This is a genomic window from Actinomycetota bacterium (genome assembly GCA_014360645.1).
Taxonomy (GTDB): domain Bacteria; phylum Actinomycetota; class Geothermincolia; order Geothermincolales; family RBG-13-55-18; genus Solincola_B.
This window is the reverse complement of the sequence record JACIXD010000014.1, coordinates 95221-114207: the sequence shown is the minus strand read 5'-3', so window position 1 is coordinate 114207 and position 18987 is coordinate 95221. Positions and strand designations below refer to the sequence as shown.

The 18987-nt window shown below is 66.2% G+C and carries 7 protein-coding genes and 1 CRISPR repeat array; all 7 genes read right to left on the bottom strand.

The genetic code is table 11. The features are described from left to right. Positions 1–293: 293 nt before the first annotated feature. A CRISPR array of direct repeats spans positions 294–683; the repeat unit is 25 nt; unit sequence TTCACCTTGCGGTACATATTGAACA. 82 nt (positions 684–765) lie between these two features. After that, a complete protein-coding gene (locus tag H5T74_12325; protein ID MBC7231162.1) occupies positions 766–948 on the bottom strand; it encodes a helix-turn-helix domain-containing protein in 183 nt (60 codons plus the stop codon). A 53-nt stretch (positions 949–1001) separates the two neighbouring features. Then, a complete protein-coding gene (locus tag H5T74_12320) occupies positions 1002–1298 on the bottom strand; it encodes a helix-turn-helix domain-containing protein (GenBank protein MBC7231161.1) in 297 nt (98 codons plus the stop codon). A 329-nt stretch (positions 1299–1627) separates the two neighbouring features. After that, the gene (locus tag H5T74_12315) at positions 1628–5692 is read right to left on the bottom strand and encodes a hypothetical protein (protein ID MBC7231160.1); all 4065 of its coding nucleotides are present in this window, start codon (positions 5690–5692) and stop codon (positions 1628–1630) included. A 655-nt stretch (positions 5693–6347) separates the two neighbouring features. Beyond that, positions 6348–9296, bottom strand: coding sequence for a hypothetical protein (locus H5T74_12310; protein ID MBC7231159.1), 2949 nt, complete (start codon positions 9294–9296; stop codon positions 6348–6350). Positions 9297–9336: 40 nt separating this feature from the next. Next, positions 9337–12216: a hypothetical protein gene (locus H5T74_12305; GenBank protein MBC7231158.1), complete on the bottom strand. Its 2880-nt coding sequence runs from the start codon at positions 12214–12216 to the stop codon at positions 9337–9339. A 146-nt stretch (positions 12217–12362) separates the two neighbouring features. Continuing rightward, on the bottom strand, positions 12363–15272 hold the full coding sequence (locus H5T74_12300) for a hypothetical protein (GenBank protein ID MBC7231157.1): 2910 nt from the start codon (positions 15270–15272) through the stop codon (positions 12363–12365). Positions 15273–16052: 780 nt separating this feature from the next. Then, complete coding sequence (locus tag H5T74_12295) at positions 16053–18917, bottom strand: peptidase S8 (GenBank protein MBC7231156.1); 2865 nt, start codon at positions 18915–18917, stop codon at positions 16053–16055. Between the last annotated feature and the right edge of the window lie 70 nt (positions 18918–18987).

The following is an 18987-nucleotide window of genomic DNA, read 5'->3' as shown; positions in this document are numbered from 1 at the left end:
GGAAGGCCCGGGCACAGGCAGAACCGGCAGAGGAGTAGACGCGGCAGAAGGAGATGCGGGAAAAACAGTCTATGGCCGTTAACTGATAGAACTTCTTCCCCCCGAACCTCAAGTGCTTGGTGTCTGGCTGGACGAGGAAGCCGGGAAAGGCTTTACCCGTCCATCTCTCCGCTCACAAGCGCCGTATGCGTCGCTTGGCGGCCTTTGCCTTCTTGCGCGAGATCCTCTGGTTGTAGAGTCCCTTTCTCTTCAAGATCCTTCCCACGGTGGAGGAGGAGAGGCGATGGTATGCTTTCACCTTGCGGTACATATTGAACATACTTCTCCGGCAAGAGGGTTCACTACAAAATTTAGATGGCATGCCTTCACCTTGCGGTACATATTGAACAATTCCCTTGGTGATCCTTCCCACGGTGGAGGAGGAGAGGCGATGGTATGCTTTCACCTTGCGGTACATATTGAACATACTTCTCCGGCAAGAGGGTTCACTACAAAATTTAGATGGCATGCCTTCACCTTGCGGTACATATTGAACAATTCCCTTGGTGATCCTTCCCACGGTGGAGGAGGAGAGGCGATGGTATGCTTTCACCTTGCGGTACATATTGAACATACTTCTCCGGCAAGAGGGTTCACTACAAAATTTAGATGGCATGCCTTCACCTTGCGGTACATATTGAACAATTCCCTTGGTGATCCTTCCCGCGGCGGAGGAGGAGAGGGTTGTCCCCAAATCCCTCGCCGGGATAACCTCGGTAGCGGCCATTAACAGGACGGCATCATGATCGAGAGGGTTATCCCGTGATCCCTCGCCGGGATAACTGCTATCTTGTGCTTGCTTAAGCGGGGATGCTCCTTTCTTATGGCCACGATGAGCTCCACCTGATGCCAGAAGGCGGCGGAAGCCCTTTTCCTTTTGGGCGCCCGGGAGAGGCTCTCCAAGCCCATGGGGCCCCTTTCGATATGCCTCTTTGCCCACTTGTACGAGGTACTCCTGGCAATCAGCCGTTGATCGAAAAGATCCCTCCCTTTTCGATATGCCTCTTTACCCACTTGTACAAGGTACTCCTTGATATTCCGAATCTTCTTGCGGTGACGCTTGCGTTTCCGTACTTCTTGTAATGCCCGATCCAGGTAAGCCTTACCCTGGCCTCTTTCGATAGATCCACCATTTTGGCCATTCTCTCAAGTCTTCGCCTGCTCGGAAGCCTGGTGTGGTAGATACTTGTGGCGGTTCCAACCGAACCCTTCGTTTGGACACCTCCTTGCTCTGCTTTTTCCGTTCCCAGATCGAACATCTGGGATATCTCCCCTTTCTCCTTGTTGAACTCGTCGGCCTGTCGGGATGATGATGTGGTCTCTCGATCTGTTTCAATCCGGAAAGCGCCCTACCGAGACGATTGAGCATCTTTCCGTTCGGACACCGATGAAGTCACCCCTTTCCTCGCCCTCCCGATCATGCCCTTTTTAATAAAGTTGAGGCGGTGAAGAACCACGAGCCTGGCTTCTATCCCGGGCGCTTCCGCGCGCGTGGATTATATACAAAGCGGTAAGCTCTTTAGCCGAGGGTGGCGGGCGCATATGCGCCGGGGCCTTGCCGGAGGCAGGCTTGTGGGCAGTGGCTTCTTCAGGGGGTCAAGATCGCGGGCGCGCCCACGTGTCCTCCCGTCCATACGCCGCGGTAGTTGAAATACATGGGGCGCTCGGCGGCCACGGGGAGGTCGGAGGTGACGAGAAGGGATACGTCCCTGCCCGCTCCCGCGAGCTGGTTGATGTTCAGGGTGCGGCGGCTGCGGGGAGGTATCTCCACCTGCGCGGTACCCAGGCTGCCGGATTCTCCCAGCAGCTCCACCCTGGCGGTGGCCTTCTCCTCCCCGGGGTTGGCCATGCACAACCACTCCTCGAAGCCCTCCCCGGTGTATCCCTCTGCGAAGAAGAGGGAGGTGGAGGGGGTGAGGGGCGCGCCCACGTGTCCTCCCGTCCATACGCCGCGGTAGTTGAAATACATGGGGCGCTCGGCGGCCACGGGGAGGTCGGAGGTGACGAGAAGGGATACGTCCCTGCCCGCTCCCGCGAGCTGGTTGATGTTCAGGGTGCGGCGGCTGCGGGGAGGTATCTCCACCTGCGCGGTACCCAGGCTGCCGGATTCTCCCAGCAGCTCCACCCTGGCGGTGGCCTTCTCCTCCCCGGGGTTGGCCAGGCACAACCACTCCTCGAAGCCCTCCCCGGTGTATCCCTCTGCGAAGAAGAGGGAGGTGGAGGGAACGGGGGCGGGCCCGGGGTCCACGCGGAAGGGATTGCTCTCCCCCGCCGCCGCCCCGTCCACGGCTCTTATCCTCACCCCTTCCCCGGTGCCTACGACGGTGACCTGTCCCGTCCAGGAGCCCCCGGAGAAGGTACCGGTGGACGCAGGGATGAGGGCGCCGGCGGTGGATGAGAGGGCGGCGGGACCCGTGTAGGAGGGGATGGGGTTGCCGCAGGCGTCGCGGGCGGTGACGGTTACGGTGAAGGGGACTCCGGCCCGCTGCGGCGAGGCCACCGGAGAGAGGTCGAAATGGTGGAGGGGCCCGGGGTCCACGCGGAAGGGATTGCTCTCCCCCGCCGCCGCCCCGTCCACGGCTCTTATCCTCACCCCTTCCCCGGTGCCTACGACGGTGACCTGTCCCGTCCAGGAGCCCCCGGAGAAGGTACCGGTGGACGCAGGGATGAGGGCGCCGGCGGTGGATGAGAGGGCGGCGGGACCCGTGTAGGAGGGGATGGGGTTGCCGCAGGCGTCGCGGGCGGTGACGGTTACGGTGAAGGGGACTCCGGCCCGCTGCGGCGAGGCCACCGGAGAGAGGTCGAAATGGTGGAGGGGCCCGTCGGTCAGGGTGTAGGGCACTCCGTTCGACTCCCCGGCCATGGTCACCACCCTCACCTCGCCCTCGGAGCATCCCGCGGGGACGCGCAGCCGGATGGAGGTGTCGGACCAGGAGATGACCTCCTCGGCGCGCGTGCCCGCGAACCACACCGCGCTTGACCCCTTCTCCGCTCCGAATCCGCTGCCTACCAGCTCCACCTCCTCGCAGCAGTAGACCGCGCCGTCGCCTCCCTCCTCCACGAGAGAGGCTATACGGGGGGCGGGACCCCGCCCGGGTACCCACGACAGCGACCATCCCTTGAGAGACGGCCTCACGCCGTCGTCCCCGCTGCTCATCCTGGCCCTTAGCCGCACTGCGGGGTATTCCGGGGACAACCCGGAGATGTCCTCCTCGTGGCCCACGCCCTCCAAAAGGAGGTTGCGGGAGAGGTCCAGAACGTCCACCGCCACCTCCGTCCCCGCGGGCTTCTCTACCCGGTAGTCCGCCTTCTCCCACTCGAAAACGAAGCCGGGCTCGTATTCGAAGAGGTAACCGTTGTTCCCGGTGCCGCCGTAGATGCGCCCGTTGGAGCCGCACACCAACGCCGTAACCGCGTTCTCCCAACCGCAGACCCAGGGCATGGAAACATAGGAGCCGTCCTCGTAGCGCGCCAGGAGCTCGTGGTCCTTGGCGTACATATCGGAGCACTGCGCGCCCCCGTATATCTTGCCGTCGCTTCCGGCGGCAAGGGCGTATATCCCCCTGTTGTTTCCGTCCCGATCCCTGGCGATCTCGCCGCTCGCAGGATCGAAGACGTAAACCGCCCCCGTGGGATAGGCCCCTAGGTACACGCGTCCGTCCCTGCCCTGGGCGAGTCCGCTGACGCGGGTGGGATAGTCCGGGATCACGCGGTTGCGCGGGTTGCTCCCCTCCCCCGTACCGGGGCTCCAGGGACGCTCGGGGTCGTAGGTGAAGAACACCGGCCCTATAGTGCCGTAAACCAACCCTTCGCGTCCCGCCATGAGGGCGTCGATGCTGGTGGATCCAGGCACGGGGCTGCCGAGATAGAGCATCGCCCCGCCATGAGGATGATAGCGGAAGAGGTGCGCCCCCTTGTCCGTGCCGCCGATGATCAGCTCTCCCCGCCTGCAGAGAGCGGTGACCTTGCTTATCCCCTCTCTGGGGGTGCCAAGGTCCTCGAACCCCCCGCCGTCGGGTTTGTATCTCGCCAGGCGGCCGCCGGGTTGGGTGCCGAAATAGACGGCGCCGTCCGGTCCCTCCACCGGGGACCGGAGAGCGTATTCGGTGGGCAGGGCCTGCCCGAGGTCGCGGTATTCCCCGGCCCCCAGCTCCTCCGCGGGCCGGTACCAGAAAAGCCTGCCGCCCTGCTCCAGGGAATGTTCCGGACGTCCCCACCAGTCCACCGCCGTGCATCCGTATATGCGGCCGTCAGATGCCCGCGCCAGGCCGGTTATGTACCTGGTGGCGTTCACGGTGTTGGGCCTGGGGATGACCTGCCTCAGCACCGCCGCCGAGGGATAGACCGCCACGGACACGGCGCTTCCCCGCGCGTCGTAGGGATGAGCGGGGTCGAAGCGGAACATGAAATTGTTGTTGCCGGCGCCGTAGATCCTGCCGTCGCTGCCCGCGCACAGGGCGTCTATCCAGTAAACGGGGGTGAACGGCTTTCCTCCCAGCTCCCCCGCCGCCGTCCCCAGGTTCTCGAGTTCCACGGTGGCCGCCGCCATATCCACCGACGAGAGGTCGAGGCGGAGCAGGCACCCGTCGTAGTAATCCGTCTCTCCGGCCAGCGCGTTGCCCATCCTGGCGTGGCCGTAGGTGCCCAGATAGAGGCAGCCGTCCGGGCCCTCTGCCAGCCCCGGCAGCTCGCGCTGGCTCTCGTGCACGGTGCCCATGTCCACCAGCCCCCGCGCCGCGTCCGAGGGGTCATATACCCCCAGCCTGCAGGTGGGATAGGTGCCGGCGTATATGCGGCCGTCGCTTGCGGTGATCATCTCGCTCACGTAGCCGTAGGCCGCCGCCTCCAGCGAACCCAGCGGGGTCGCGCTCATCGGCATGGAGGATGCGTCTATCTCGTAAACGCGGGCCCCTTCGGCGGTGCCTGCATATACCAGGTCCCGGGAGGGATGAGCGGTCAGCGACCACACCTCGTATACGTCCACCGCGACCTTGCCCAGGTCCTCGAAATGCGGGCTCTCCCAGCCGACCGTCGCCGGGTCGAGGCGGAAGATATGTCCGCCCCTGCCCTCGGGCGGCGTCTGTTTATAGGAGATGGCTGAGGAAATAGTGCCGCCGTATATCCACCCGTCGTTCCCCACACAAAGGCCCATCACCCCGGCCTCGCCCGCCACCGCCTGCCCCAGGTCGCGCGGGTTGCTGCCCACGCCCTCTCCCGGGCTCCAGGGTAGCGCGGGGTCGTAGACGAAGACCCTCCCTCCCCTGGCCCTGCATTCGTCGGCGTGATGGTCGCTCCAGTAGTAGAAGCCTCCGTATATCTTTCCGTCCTCTTCCGCCAGGTCCCATATCCACCGCGAGGCGCTCACCTCCCACCCGTATGCGTCCTGGGGGAAGGGCTCCCCGAGGATGGCGGGGTTGGCGGCGGGACCGTAACGCTCCGAGGTCCAGGCGCGGGAAGGATCGTACCTGAAGAGAAGGGCCTTTCCTCCAGGCCCGTCGTTGGCCATGGTGGCCCCGTATATCAGCCCGTCGCCCGCGGCGAGGAGGGTGGTGGTATAAGTGCTGCATTCCTCCTCCGCCCTGCCCAGCAGATCGACCCGCCCCCTGATGGCCACCTCCTCAGGTGAAAAGGAGACGTTGTCCAGGACCGCCAAGCCCGCGTCGTCTTCGAGCCCGTCAGACCAACCGCTGCGGTCATGGACGGGCCACGCCCGCGCCGGAACGGAAAAGCCCGGGGCCATGGAGACGAGCAGCAACCCGACCAGAAAACAAAGAGCGGGTGCCGTGCCGCCACGGGCTGGCTCCCGCAAGTTCGGGAAAAAGCCCCTGGCTACGGTTCCCTTGTACATGCCTGGTCCTCTGTCCTCATCCTCTCCCTCGCCGGCAGGGCACCCCCGCCTCATCCGACGTGGGGGTGCCCACAGGCCAACGGCGGCTATATTGTTGACGAAGGAGACCTCCCGTTCCGATAAAACAATGCTTTCTTTCCGGGCCTATCGCCGCAATCGAAATAAACAGTCCCTCCATGATCCATCTTACTCGACCAGCGCTCATGTCGCGCGCGCATCCCCGCCCGCGGGAAAAAGCGCTCTTCCGGCATAACGCTCACGGTGAGCGCACCTTGCGTCGCCATGTCAGCACCCTCAAACCCCGTCTTCGGCGGCGTGTCATCATCCCTGTGTTCCGTCGATGAAAGGGCTTAGGTAAATTAAAGGTCATCCTGCAGAGACCGTAGACGGTTTATAAGCAGTACCTGCACGGCTCTCAGGAAGACCGTTGACTGCACTTGGTGATGCCGGTTCTCCTTCATCACGGAGGAGGACCGGAGGGCTTGTTGGGAGGTATATATACCGCCGCGCCTCTGATCTGCAGGTCGGGGGGCATCAGTTGCAACAGCGGGTTGCTGGCTCTATAGATGGTCACGTTCATGTACAGGTTCTTGAGAGCCCCGTTGGTGTCGCTGTTGTTGACCAGCGCCTGCACGAAATATGGGTTCATGTACGCCACCAGGTCAGCCAGAAGGTTTACCGCTCCCGGGTTGTCGTTTATGGCATTTGCTATCATCGTTCCGTCCAGGTTGGCGATGAGGCCGGTCAGGAAGTTCAGCCCCACGGCATCAAGGGTATTTGCCAGGTTTGCCCCGCTCATGTGGGGGGAGCCCAGCAGCCTCTCGATCAAGGAGGAGCCGGGGTGCCTGGCGTACTCGGCGTTGATGGCCCGGGCCACCACCTCCCCGTCCAGGTTGGAGAGCAGTCCGGATATGACGTCGGGGTGGTCGGAGAGCAGGTCGGCCACCATGGAGGGGTCCAGGGCCTGGAGCATCCAGGAAGTCATCTGGGGGTTGGCGTTGAGCGCCAGGGCGATGGTGCGGGCGGTGGTGGGGTTGAGCTGGCCCAGCACCGCCTGGAGCATGGTCTGGGAGGCGGCGTTGGCGTTCACCCCCGCCGCTATCACCGGGGCCACCACGGAGGCGGAGAGGGAGTTGATGAGGCCCGAGACCACCCCCTGGAGCTGTGGGTTGGCGTCCAGCCCCTGGGCGGATGCGGTGGCCACGGCGGGGTCCAGGTTGGCCAGGAGCTTGCGCAGGAACTGGTACTGGGGGTCGGCCTGGGCGCGGGCGCAGGAGACGTTTATGGCCTCGGCGGCGGCCACCGCGGTGGCGGCGGAGATGTTTTTGAGCAGGGTGCGCACGAATGCGGGGTTGTTGTTTAAGCCCGTGGCTATGGCTATGCCCGCGTTGCCGTCGGTGTTGGCGAGCAGGCCCACCAGCAGGTTGTCGGCGGGGCTCGCGGCCACGTTCTGGTTGATGCCCTGGGCCAGGGCGGCGGCGGCGCCCTCGGAGAGGTTGGCCAGAAGCACCGAGAGCAGATCCTGCCCCAGGGGATGGGTGGCCACGTTCTGGTTGATGCCCCGGGCCAGGTACTCGGCGGTGAGGGAGCTGGCGTTGGCCAGAAAGCCCTCCAGGAAGGCGGGGTTGGCGTTCACGGCCTGGGCGATCACCGCGGGGTTCAGGGCCCCTATGAGGGCGGAGAGGAAATCCCTTCCCGCCTGCCAGCCCTCCTTCATGCCCTGGGCGGAGGCGGTGCCCATGGGCCCTCCCAGGTCGGAGAGGAGGGTGCGCAGAAAGGAGGGGTTGGCGTTGAGCGCCTGGGCCACGGGCCTTGCGTCCAGGTGCGAGAGGAGCGAGGAGAGGAAGTCCGGGTTGCGGTTGGAGCCCTTCACCATGGCGCGGGCCACCGAGGGCGAGATGCCGGAAAGCAGGCTCCTCACCAAGTCGGTGTGGGCCCCCAGGGCGGAGGCCACGGGGGCGGGGTTGAGGTTTTTAAGGAGCTCGCCTAAAAACTCCGGGTTTGCCGAGAGCCCTTGGGCGATGTGAGGCCCCAGGGAGGGGGGCATGAGCCGGGAGAGCTCCTCGGCGATCTCGGGATGGGCGTTGAGGGCCTGGGTCAGCACCGCGGGGTTCAGGGCCTTCAGGGCCTCGGTCATGAGGGCGGGGTTTGCGGATATGCCCGCCCCCAGGCCCGAGCCCACCACGGGGGCGAGCAGGGGCAAAAGGTCCGAGGTCATCTGGGGGTTGGCGTTCACCACCCGCGCCAGCACCTCCACGTCCAGGAGCCCCAGGACGCGTGAGAGCAGGGCCTGGTTTCCGATGAGGTCGGCCACGAAGCCCGGGTCGGTGTGGTCGGCGGCCTGTTTTACCAGGTCGATGGAGGAGTTGATGAGGTCGGCCACCACCGCGGGGTCCAGGTAGGAGAGCAGGCCGTTTATGAAGGAGGTGGCGCCCTGCAGGGCGGCGGCCACCGGGTAGGGCTGCATGAAGGGAGCAGAGGCGGAGAGCAGGGTGGTGTTGTTGAGGATGTCGGCGATGTAGAAGGGGGAGATTGAGCGGGTCACGCGGGTGACCATATACAGGTTGGCGTTGAGGGAGCCCGCGAGCACCGCGGGGTCCAGGTAGGCCATCACCGAGGCCAGGAAGGCCCCGTTGGCGTTGATCACCCTCGCCACCACCGAGGGGTCGATGTAGTCCAGGGAGGAGGAGATCATGGCCCCGTTGGCGTTAACCACCTGGGCGATCACATACGGGTCCAGGTAGGAGACCAGGGCGGCGAGGAAGGGCCCGTTTGAGTTCACTGCCTGGGCCGTGCCCCGGGGATCCAGCAGGGGCAGGAGGGCGGTGAGGAAGGGCCCGTTTTGGTTCACGATGCCCGCGATCACCGCGGGGTCCAGGTAGGAGATGAGCCCTGTGAGGAAGGGGCCGTTGGCGTTTATGCCCGCGCTCAGGGCCGCGGGGTCCAGGTGGGGAAGCAGGGAGGCGATGAAGTCCCCGTTTGAGTTCACCGCCTGCGCGATGGCCCCGGGATCCAGGAGGGGCAGGAGGCGGGATATGAGGTCCCCGCTGCGATTGACCACGTAGGCCACCGCCTCCGGGTCCAGGTAGGGCATCATGGCGGTGAGGAAGGAGGGGTTTTTGTTCACCACCTCGGCGATCACCTCCACCGTGCCCTCCTCGACCATGGCGGAGAGCAGCTCGGAGATGAACTCCGGGTTCTCGTTCAGGGCCTGGGACACAGCCTCCGGCCTGGTGTTTGCAAGCATGTTGGAGAGGAGGTCCACGTCGGAGGCCATCTTGCCCAAGAGCGAGCCCAGGGGGCTGCGGGAGGGCAGCACCATCACCGCCCCCAGGGCGAGGAAGGCCACGAGAAGGGCCACGACGGCGATATTTACCACCAGTTGCAGCGGCCTCTTCAGCAGGAACATCTTTCCGTAAACCTCTCTTGTTATCCTCGCTAAATTCCTATCAATAGATCTTTCCCGTCCCGGCGCTGTTAATGTAAGCCCAGCCCCACTCGTTGGTCATGCCGAAGAAATTCAAGACGATGTCCGTCTTCATCCCGAGATATCTGAGCAGAGGTCGGGGATACGATTCCGAAAAGCTGTTGTTCATGGCCGCGGCCATTTGCTCATCCAGGCCGGGCGTTCCCATCAGGTCGAGCGACATCTCTAGCCCGTGTCCCAGGTCCGCAGGCCCGGTTCCCGACATTATCCTTGCCGTTGCCTTCCCGTCCAAGCCTCCCACCAGATCGGCGATGAAAGCCTGCGCCCCCCCGTTGAGGGCCTGGGCCACGCGTGCCCCGTCAAGGTTTGCTATCAGGTCATTGGTGAGCGCAATACCCCCGGGGCTGTTAGTTATCCTCGCCATCATATCCGCGTCGGTGGCGGCTAGGTTGTCCACAAGGAAGTCCGTGAAGGCGGGGTCGATGCCCGCGCTTATGGCCGGGCCCAGGGCGGCGGGATCCAGGTTGTCGAGGACGGCGTCCAGGAAGGCACGGTTGGCCTCCAGGGCGTCGGCCAAGGCGGTGACGGTGTGCTGTTTGGTGCCCGCCAGGGTGGCATATAGGGCGGAGGAGGCCCCTCCCGCGGCCATGGCGTTGAGCCCCCTGCCCACCGCCTCGCCGGTGGCCGAATCCAGGCCGGAGACCAGGGCGGTGAGGAAGCCGGGGTTCCGGGAGGCGCTCTGGTTGAGCCCCCGGGCCAGGGCCTGGGCGGTGGCGGGGGCCAGGTTGGCCATGAGGGTGCGCAGCAGGTTCGGGTTGGCGTTCTGGGCCTCGGCCATCCTCTGGCCGGTGTCGGCCTCGAGATTGCCCAAAAGCTCGGATAGGAAGTCGGGGTCGGCGTAGGCCAGGGCCTTGCCCGCGGCCTCGGCGGCCCCGGAGTCCAGGTAGCGCAGGAGGTTGGTGAGGAAGCCGGAGGCGTTTGCGTTGGTGCCCTCGGCCATGGCCCTGCCGGTGACGGAGTCCAAACGGGAGAGCACCCCCACCAAAAAGTCGGGGTTTGCGTTGATGGCCTCCGCCGCCGCGCGCCCCAGCTCGCCGTCGAGCTTTCCCACCAGGTCGCGGGTGAGGGCGGGGTTTACGTCCAGGGCGTCCCCGATCACCGCGGGGTCGAGGTAGGAGATGAGGCGGCGCAAAAATGTGCCTCCCCCGTTGAGGGCCCTTCCCACCCCGCGGCCGAAGCCCGCGTCGAGGTGGGCGGAGAGCCCGCGGGCGGCCCCGGTGTTCACGGTGAGCAGGGTGGCGAGCCCGTGGGCGTCCAGGGTCCCGACGAGGGCGGAGAGGAAGGCGGCGTTGGCGTTTATGCCCATGGCTATGCCCGCCGCCGCGGTGGGCGAGAGGCAGGCGGAGAGCTCCTCGGTGAAGCCGGTGGTCTCCCCCATGATGTGGAGGACGGAGCCCGGGTTGAGGGCGGAGAGGGCGGCCTCCACCAGGGCGGGGTTCGCGTTTACCCCCTGGGCCGCCGCCTGGGCCAGGGCGGGGTCGAGGCTTTTCACCAGGGCGGAGATGAAGGGCCCCGCCCCCTCGAGCACCCCGGCCAAAAAAGCGGGGTCGGAGGTGCCCACCATGCGGTCGATGAAGGCGCCGGAGAGGTTGAGCCCCTCGGCGGCCGCCCGCCCCAGGGAGGCGGGAAGGTTCTGCACCAGGGAGGTGAGGAAGGCGGCGTTGGCGTTGAGGGCGCCCGCGAGCACGGAGCTGTCGATCCTCGGTATGACCTGGTTCAGGAACTCCTCGTCGTTGGCGAGGTAGGTGATGTAGTCGTCGCGCAGCAGTGAGACGATCTGGGCCACCGCGTCCCCGGTGCCGTTGAGGGAGGCCGCGAGCCCCGCGGGGTCGAGCCTTTCTATGACCTGCTTCACGAAGGCCGCGTTGGCGTTGAGGGCCCCGGCGATGGGGGCGGGCGAGAGCAGGGAGAGGATGCGCGAGAGCAGGGCCTGGTCGGAGGCGATCTGCGCCGAGGCGCGGGGGTCCATGCGGTTGACCACCCCGATGAGGAAGGATTTGTTTTCGTTTATGGCCCGCACGATGACCTCGGGGTCGGTGTAGCGGGTGATGCCCGTGAGGAAGGCGGAGTTGGCGTTCACGGCCCGGGCCAGCGAGGCGGGCGAGAGGTTGCGTATGAGGCCCGAGAGGAAGGCGGGGTTTTGGTTTATGGCCTGCGCGGTGGGGGCGGGGTCTAGGAGGGCGAGCAGGCTCGAGAGCCAGGCCCCGTTGGCGTTCACCGCGGAGGCGATGACCGCGGGGTCCAGGAAGGAGAGCAAGGCCGCGGTGAGCTCGGAGTTGGCGTTGGCCGCCCCCGCCACCACCCCCGGGTCCAGGTAGGAGACCAGGGAGGTGAGGAAGGGGCCGTTTTGGTTCACGATGGCGGCTATGGCCTGGGGGTCCAGGTAGCCCATGAGGGCGGCGGTGAAGCCGGAGCTCGCGTTCACCGTGCCCGCGAGCACCTCGGGGTCCAGCAGGGGCAGGAGGTCCGCGATGAGGCCCGCGTTGGCGTTTATGGCCGGGGCCAGGGCCGCGGGGTCCAGGGCGGAGACCAGGGCCAGGAGGAAGTCGGGGTTTTCGTTTACCGCCTGGGCGGTGGCGCGCTGGTTCTCGGGGTGCTCGAGCTCGGAGAGGAGTCCCGCCAGGAAGGCGGGGTTGTCGTTTATGGCCCGGGCCACCGCCACCGGGTCCAGCCCGGAGATGATGCCCGCCAGGGTGTGGCGCTGGGAGGACATCTTGCCCAGCACCGTGCCCACCGGTCCCTTCACGGGCAGGAGCATGACCACACCCCCGGCTATGAGCCCCACCAGGAGGGCGATCACCGCCAGGTTCACTGCGATCTGCACCGGTCTGCGTAGAAGCATGTGCAAAACCTCTCTAGCACGGCGCTCCGCGACGGAGCCCCTCCGCAAGCCCGACACCACTACCCCTCATCGCCATACCGTTCATCGCCGCTGCCTCTTCTCCCGCCTGCACCGGTCTGCGTAGAAGCATCTTCCCGCTCCCGCCTCTATCTTTCCTCGAAACCGCTGAAGTTCAGGTACATGGGGATGGTCACCCATCCCGCCATCCTGCCTATGGCGTCGAACCACACGCACTCGAGCATATTGTGTCCGGGAACCGGCAGGTCCATGCTGTGGTTGGCCAGCGACTGCGTTAGCGCGCTGGCTACCGTCCCGGCATCCAGTGTCCCCAAAAGGCCGGTGAGGAATTTTCCTACCCCGCCCGCGTTGGCGTTCACTATCGCCTGGCCCATGGTGCGGCCCAGCCCGTTCACCGCCGCCGCGTCCATGAACTGCTCCGTAATCTCCGGATTCGCGTTCATGGCCGAGGCCACGATGTTCCCGTCCAGGGTGCCCAGGAGGTCGTCTATGAAGGCGCGTCCCCCGGGGGTGGCCAGGGCGTCGTTGATGGCCCCGGCCAGCACGGCCCCGTCCAGGTTGGCCACCAGGGAGGTGAGCCAGGCCTCGTTCCGGTTGAGCTGCTGGGCGGCGGAGTCCCCGTCCAGGTTGCGCACCAGGTGGGTGAGGAGGGCGGGGTTGGCGTTTATGCCCTGGGCCGCCGCCCGGGCGGTATCCGGGTTCAGGTTCTGCAAAAGCACGGAGATGAAGGTGTCCATGTTGTAGGGCGGGATGTCCATGGCGTTCGCGATCACCTGGGCGAAGGTCGGGGAGGTGGCCCCCAGCATGGCCTCCAGGAAGGAGGGGGAGAGGGTGGAGGCGTTCTCGTTGAGCCCCGCCGCCACCTCCCTGCCCACGGCCGCGTTCAGGCGGGGCAGGAGGTTCTCGAGCAGGGCGGGGTTGTCCCCCAGGCCCAGGGCGAGCTGCCTGCCCACCTCGCTGGAGAGGTTGGCCATGAGCTGCAGGGAGAGGTCGGAGGTGTTCTGGTTCAGCCCCTCGGCTATGGCCGCCCCCACCTGGGGGGAGAGGTTCTCGAGCAAGGGGCGGAGGATGGCGGTGTTGGAGTTCAGGGCCTCGGCTATCCTGCGCCCCGTGCCCCCTCCCAGGTAGCGGGCCACGGTGCGGGCGGTGTCGGGGTTGGCGTTCATGCCCGCGGCCACGGCGGCCGCGGCGGCGTCGTTGAGCCTCTCCAGCAGGCCCCCCACGAAGTCGGGGTTGCGGTTGACGGCGTCGGCCATCACCTCGGGGTCGGAGGCCGCGATGAGGGACCTGATCATGGACTGCGCGGTGGGCTGGGCGGCGTCTGCGTTCACCCCCTCCGCTATGGCCTGGGCGGCGCCGGCGGAGAGCAGGGGGATGAGCCCCGCTATGAGGGCGTCGGCGGCGCCGGCGTTGAGGATGCCCGCCAGCGAGGCGGGATCGGCGGTCGCGAGCACGGTGTTGAGCATGGCGGGGTTGGCGTTCAAGCCCTGGGCCGCGGCCTGCCCCACCCCGGGGGGGAGGAGGGCCAGCAGGGTGGGCACGAAGGAGCCCGAGAGGTCCAGGGCGCGGGATACCGCCCCCGCGTCTAAGGCGTTGGTGAGCTGGATCAAGAACAGCGGGTTGGCGTCGGATCCCGCGATGGCCGCCCGCACCATGTCGGGGCCGATCCCCCTCACCAGGCCGGTGAGGAAGGAGGGGGCCTGGGCCAGGGCGGAGGCTATCTGGGCCCCGTCCAGGTTCGCAAGCAGGGCCTTGGCGAGCTCGGGGTTTCCGGCCAGGGCCCGGTTGGAGTACTCGGCCAGCACCGGGTCCAGCAGGGGCAGAAGCCGGGTGACGAAGTCGGTGTGCTCGCCCAGGGCCGCCCCGATGGCGGCGGTGTCTATCAAGGGGAGCACGCGGGTGAGCATGCCCTCGTTGTTGGCCAGGGTCGCCACCAGGTCGGGGTCTATGGCGTCCATTACCTGAAAAATGAGGTCGGGGTTGGCGTTGGCTATGCCCGCCGCCCAGGCGGGGTCTATGGCCCGGATGAGGGCGGAGGCGAAGGTGCTGGAGTTGTTGACCATGGCCGCCACCACCCCGGGATCGAGCCTCGCCAGAAGGGAGTTGATCCAGGCGGGGTCGTGGGCGGTGAGGGCCAGCACGCTGGAGAGCAGCTGGTCGGAGAGGTTGGCCACCAGGTCGGCGGTGGAGCCCGCGTTGGCGTTGAGCACCGCGGCGATGGCCGCGGGGTCCAGGTAGCCCAGGAGGCGGGAGAGGAAGGTGGGGCGGGCGTTCATGCCCGCGGTGAGCACCGCGGGGTCCAGGTGGCGCAGCAGCCCGGAGACGAAGGCGGAGTTGGCGTTTATCACCTGCGCCACCACCGCGGTGTCCAGGTAGCCCAGGAGGTCTCCCACCAGGCGGGGGCTGGCGTTGGCCGCGGCGGCGATCACCGCGGGGTCGAGCAGCCCGATGAGGGCGGTCACGAAGGGGCCGTTGGCGTTCACGGCCCCCGCTATCACGGCGGGGTCGGAGGCCGCCATGGTGGCGGCGAGGAAGGGGCCGTTGGCGTTGAGCGCCTCCGCTATCACCCGGGGGTCCAGGAGGGAGAGGAGCTCGGATACGAAGGGCCCGGCCCCGTTCACCACCTCCGCCATGGCCTCGGGGTCGAGGTAGGAGAGCAGGGAGGTGGTGAACTCCGCCGCGGCGGGGTCGTTCAGGGCGTAGGCCAGGGTGGCGGGGTCCAGCGATGAGAGCAGGGCGGAGACGAAGGCGGGGTTTTCGTTTATGGCCTCCGCCACCATCCTCGCCCCCTCCTCCCCCAGCTCCGCCAGGAGGTCGGCGGCCATGTTGGGGTTTTGGCGCATGGCCTCGGCCAGCTTGGCGGGGTCCAGGTTGGCCAGCAGCCCCGAGAGGTTGCCCTTTGCCGAGAGGAGCTTTCCTATGAGGGGGCCGGCGGGATTGCGCGAGGGGATGAGGGCCACCGCCCCCAGGACCACCGCCCCTACCAAAAGGACGATGACCACGATGTTTATGGCGGTCTGGACTGAAGTCCTCAGCATCCCCTGCCTCGCTTAGAGCCTTCAGCCGACGGAGAAACAAGCGCTGGTATTTAACTCTTTCCCCGGTACGCTTATTTCTTTCTGTACATTTATTGTATTTTTATTTATAGCAAATCAGCCAGCCAAGTAAACCCCTCGGTTCGCTATTTTGCATCAATTTAACAGCCTTGTAACAGTTTCGTAACATCCCCCGTCCGACCATTCCGGCGGAAACCCTCGCGGTCGCCGCAACATGACCCGCCGCGTCCGAGATCGTTCCCTCTGTTGACTGATTCGGCGGATGCTGAATTGTTCCTTCTCCGGGGCCCTTACGATCATCATCCACACGATCGATCCGGCTTTCCGCCTCTTACTTCCCTCCAGCCCGACCATTACGAAAGGAAAGGACCCCCGGAAAGGGTCCTTGTGAGGCAAAGCACGGATTCCCTGCCGCCGATCCTCCATCCAAAAGGATTCTTCGCCTGATCGAACTTGCGCCCTCGCCGGAGCTTCCGTCTCGTCAATCCTTCCGATGCGGTGCCCCCTTGCCGGTTTTAGGCCGTACGGGAGCGGTGCAAGTCCCGGTTGCCCGCATCCTGCCAGGCCTTATTCCGCGATATTCAGACCTCGAGCGAGCCGAAGGGGCAGTAGCCCGCTGCGTTCGCCTCCGCTACATGGCTGCCCGGTGATCCGCCTCCCGGTCGTTAATGTTGAGGGCACGGGCAACGTGAGAGGGGTAGTAAACACCGTTCATCGGCTTGCTTCAATCATGGCCTGCGGCTTCAAGCGCTCCCCGGACCGTCAGGGCCGGAACGCCCCCCGGGCGCAGGTGCCCCCCTCCTTGTCTGACCAGTACATGGCCCTTTCCGCCACCAGGGGCTGGTCGGATCGTACCAGCACGGAGGCGTCGCGCTCCGGGTCCACCTCGTTGACGAACACCGTCCGGCGCTCCTTGGCGCCCACCTCGAGGGCAAGGTCATGGAGGCTTCCGTTCGGTCCCATGAACGACAGGTCGACGTGGGCCACCTCTTCGCTAACGTTGGCCAGGAGCACGTATTCCTGGAAGCCCCAGGCGGTGGTGCCCTCGGCAAGGTACCAGGTATTGGCGGCGGTCATGGAGCCCTCGCTGCAGTGCCCGCCCGCGCGGGACCTGGGGCCCCGCGGCCAGTACATGGCGCGTTCCGCGATCACCGGTTGGTCGGACGTGACGGACGTCGAGACGTCGCTACCCGGCACCACCTCCGCGACGTTGAGGGTATAGCGCGACAGCGGCGGGGCGCTGTAGTTGTAAAACACCCTGCTGCCGTCCGGCTTCATGAACTCGAAGCTCAGGTTGGCCGGTGAGGGGTTGGGGTTCTGCACCAGCACGTATTCCTCGAAGCCCCAGGCGGTGGTGCCCTCGGCCAGGTACCAGTCGTGAGCGGGGGCGTTGGCTCCCGCGGAGGAATGCCCGTCCGTCCTGCCTCCCCAGTACATGGCGCGCTCCACCACCACCGGCCGGTCGGCGTGCACATGGGTAGAGACGTCGCTCGCCGCCACCAGTGAGTTCACGTTCACGGTGAGGCGGGAGTAGGCGGGCATGGAGAAACGGTGCACCTGGGTGGCCCCGCCGGGTTTCATGAAGGTCACGAGCACCGCGGTCGGGTCGGGATCGGGGTTCTGCACCAGCACGTATTCCTCGAAGCCCCAGGCGGTGGTGCCCTCGGCCAGGTACCAGTCGTGAGCGGGGGCGTTGGCTCCCGCGGAGGAATGCCCGTCCGTCCTCCCTCCCCAGTACATGGCGCGCTCCACCACCACCGGCCTGTCGGCGTGCACATGGGTAGAGACGTCGCTCGCCGCCACCAGTGAGTTCACGTTCACGGTGAGGCGGGAGTAGGCGGGCATGGAGAAACGGTGCTCCTGGGTGGCCCCGCCGGGTTTCATGAAGGTCACGAGCACCGCGGTCGGGTCGGGATCGGGGTTCTGCACCAGCACGTATTCCTCGAAGCCCCAGGCGGTGGTGCCCTCGGCCAGGTACCAGTCGTGAGCGGGCCGGGGCTGGGAGCCGTTGCGGTAGACGGTCACCGCGTCCTCCCCGTAGGTTGAGAAGGTAAGTCCCGAGGCCACGGCCCGCACGGTTATCTCGCTGGCGCCCGCCGTCAGCTGCGAGAGGTCCCAGGACTCGAAGCTGTGGGTGACGGAGCTCGCCGGCACGGGCAGGGCGTAGCTCTCCACCAGCTCACCCTTCACCCACAGCTCCAGGTGGGTGATGGAGGCCCCGCTCGCCTGCGCGGAGGCGGCCACCTTGCCCGCCTCCGGATACGAGTATTCCGGGGGGCTGGTGATGGTCACCAGGGGAGACCGCAGGGAGGCGTTGACGTCAAGCAGGCCCCACCCGTAATACTCGTCGTATCCCGGCGTCCCCATGTCGCGGGCCCCGCTCTTGAGCCTCTGCCAGATCTCATCCGCGGTGGCGGCGGGGAATTGCGCCAGCAGGAGCAGGGCCGCGGCCGCGACGTGGGGAGATGCCTCGGAGGTTCCCGATCCGCGCTCGTAGCGTCCTCCCGGCACCGGCCCGATGATGCGCTCTCCCGGCGCCGCCAGGTCCACACTCGAGTTATGGTTGGAGAAATAGGAGCGGCTGCCTGAGAGGTCCGTGGAGCCAACCCCGATGACCTGGGCGAGCCCGGCGGGGTAGTTGATGCGCGAGTCCCCCTCGTTGCCCACAGCCGCCACCATCATGCATCCACGGGAATGGGCATATTCCACCGCATATGCCAGTTCCTGGGAATATGTCGACGAGGTCAGGCTCATGTTGATGACATCCGCATCATAGTTGGCGGCGTGCATGATGCTGTTCACCACGCTGTCCAGCGAGCCCTCCCCGTTCGCGCCCAAGGCCTTCAGGGGCATGACCCGCGCCCGCCAGTCCAGTCCCGCCATCCCCGTGCCGTTGTCGCTGTTTGAACAGGCGATGCCGGCTACCATTGTCCCGTGGCCGTTATCGTCCCAGGGATCGGAGTCCCCGTTGTAATAATCCCATCCTCCGATGCGGCGACCCGCCAGGTCGGGGTGGGTATAATCCATGCCCGTGTCCACCACCGCCAGGGTCAGGTCCGAGGATCCCCTCTGAAGGTCCCACGCCGCGGGAGCCCCCACCCCGTACTCGCCGCGGAGATTCCACTGCTGGCTGTACAGGGGGTCGTCGGGTACCGTCTCCGCGGCGCGGAAGACGACGTTCGGCTCCGCCATCTTCACCAGCGGAGAGGAGAGCAGCCGCCTGGCGGCCTCGAGCTCATCGACGCCCGGCAGCAGGCGCAGGCGCACGGCCGGCGCGGCTGGGTCGCCCGCCATCATCGCGGCCGCGGCCTCCTGCACGCACTCCAGGAGCGAGGAAAAATCACGGCAGAGCGCCGCCAGGCTCTCCCGCGAGGGCCGCTCGAGCATCACCACCACCTCTCCCCTCCGGAAGGCGTCCTCGGGGTAGTTGGCGGCTACAAGTCTCTCAAGGATCGAAGCTTTGCTCACCCCCCGCTCTGCCGCGTCGGTCACGGTGCTCCCGGCATGCGCGGCGGGAGCGCCCGCCCATGCCGCCAGGCAGGCAAGACAGAGCGCGAGCAGGCAGCGCACGGTGCTTTTCGAGATATGTTCCTTTTTCGAGATGTGGTCCTTTACGGTTGCCGGCAACTTCGCCCTTCCTTTCTCCCCCCCGCTATACTACCCGTACCAGCGCTCCGCCAGCGGAGGCGGAGGCTCC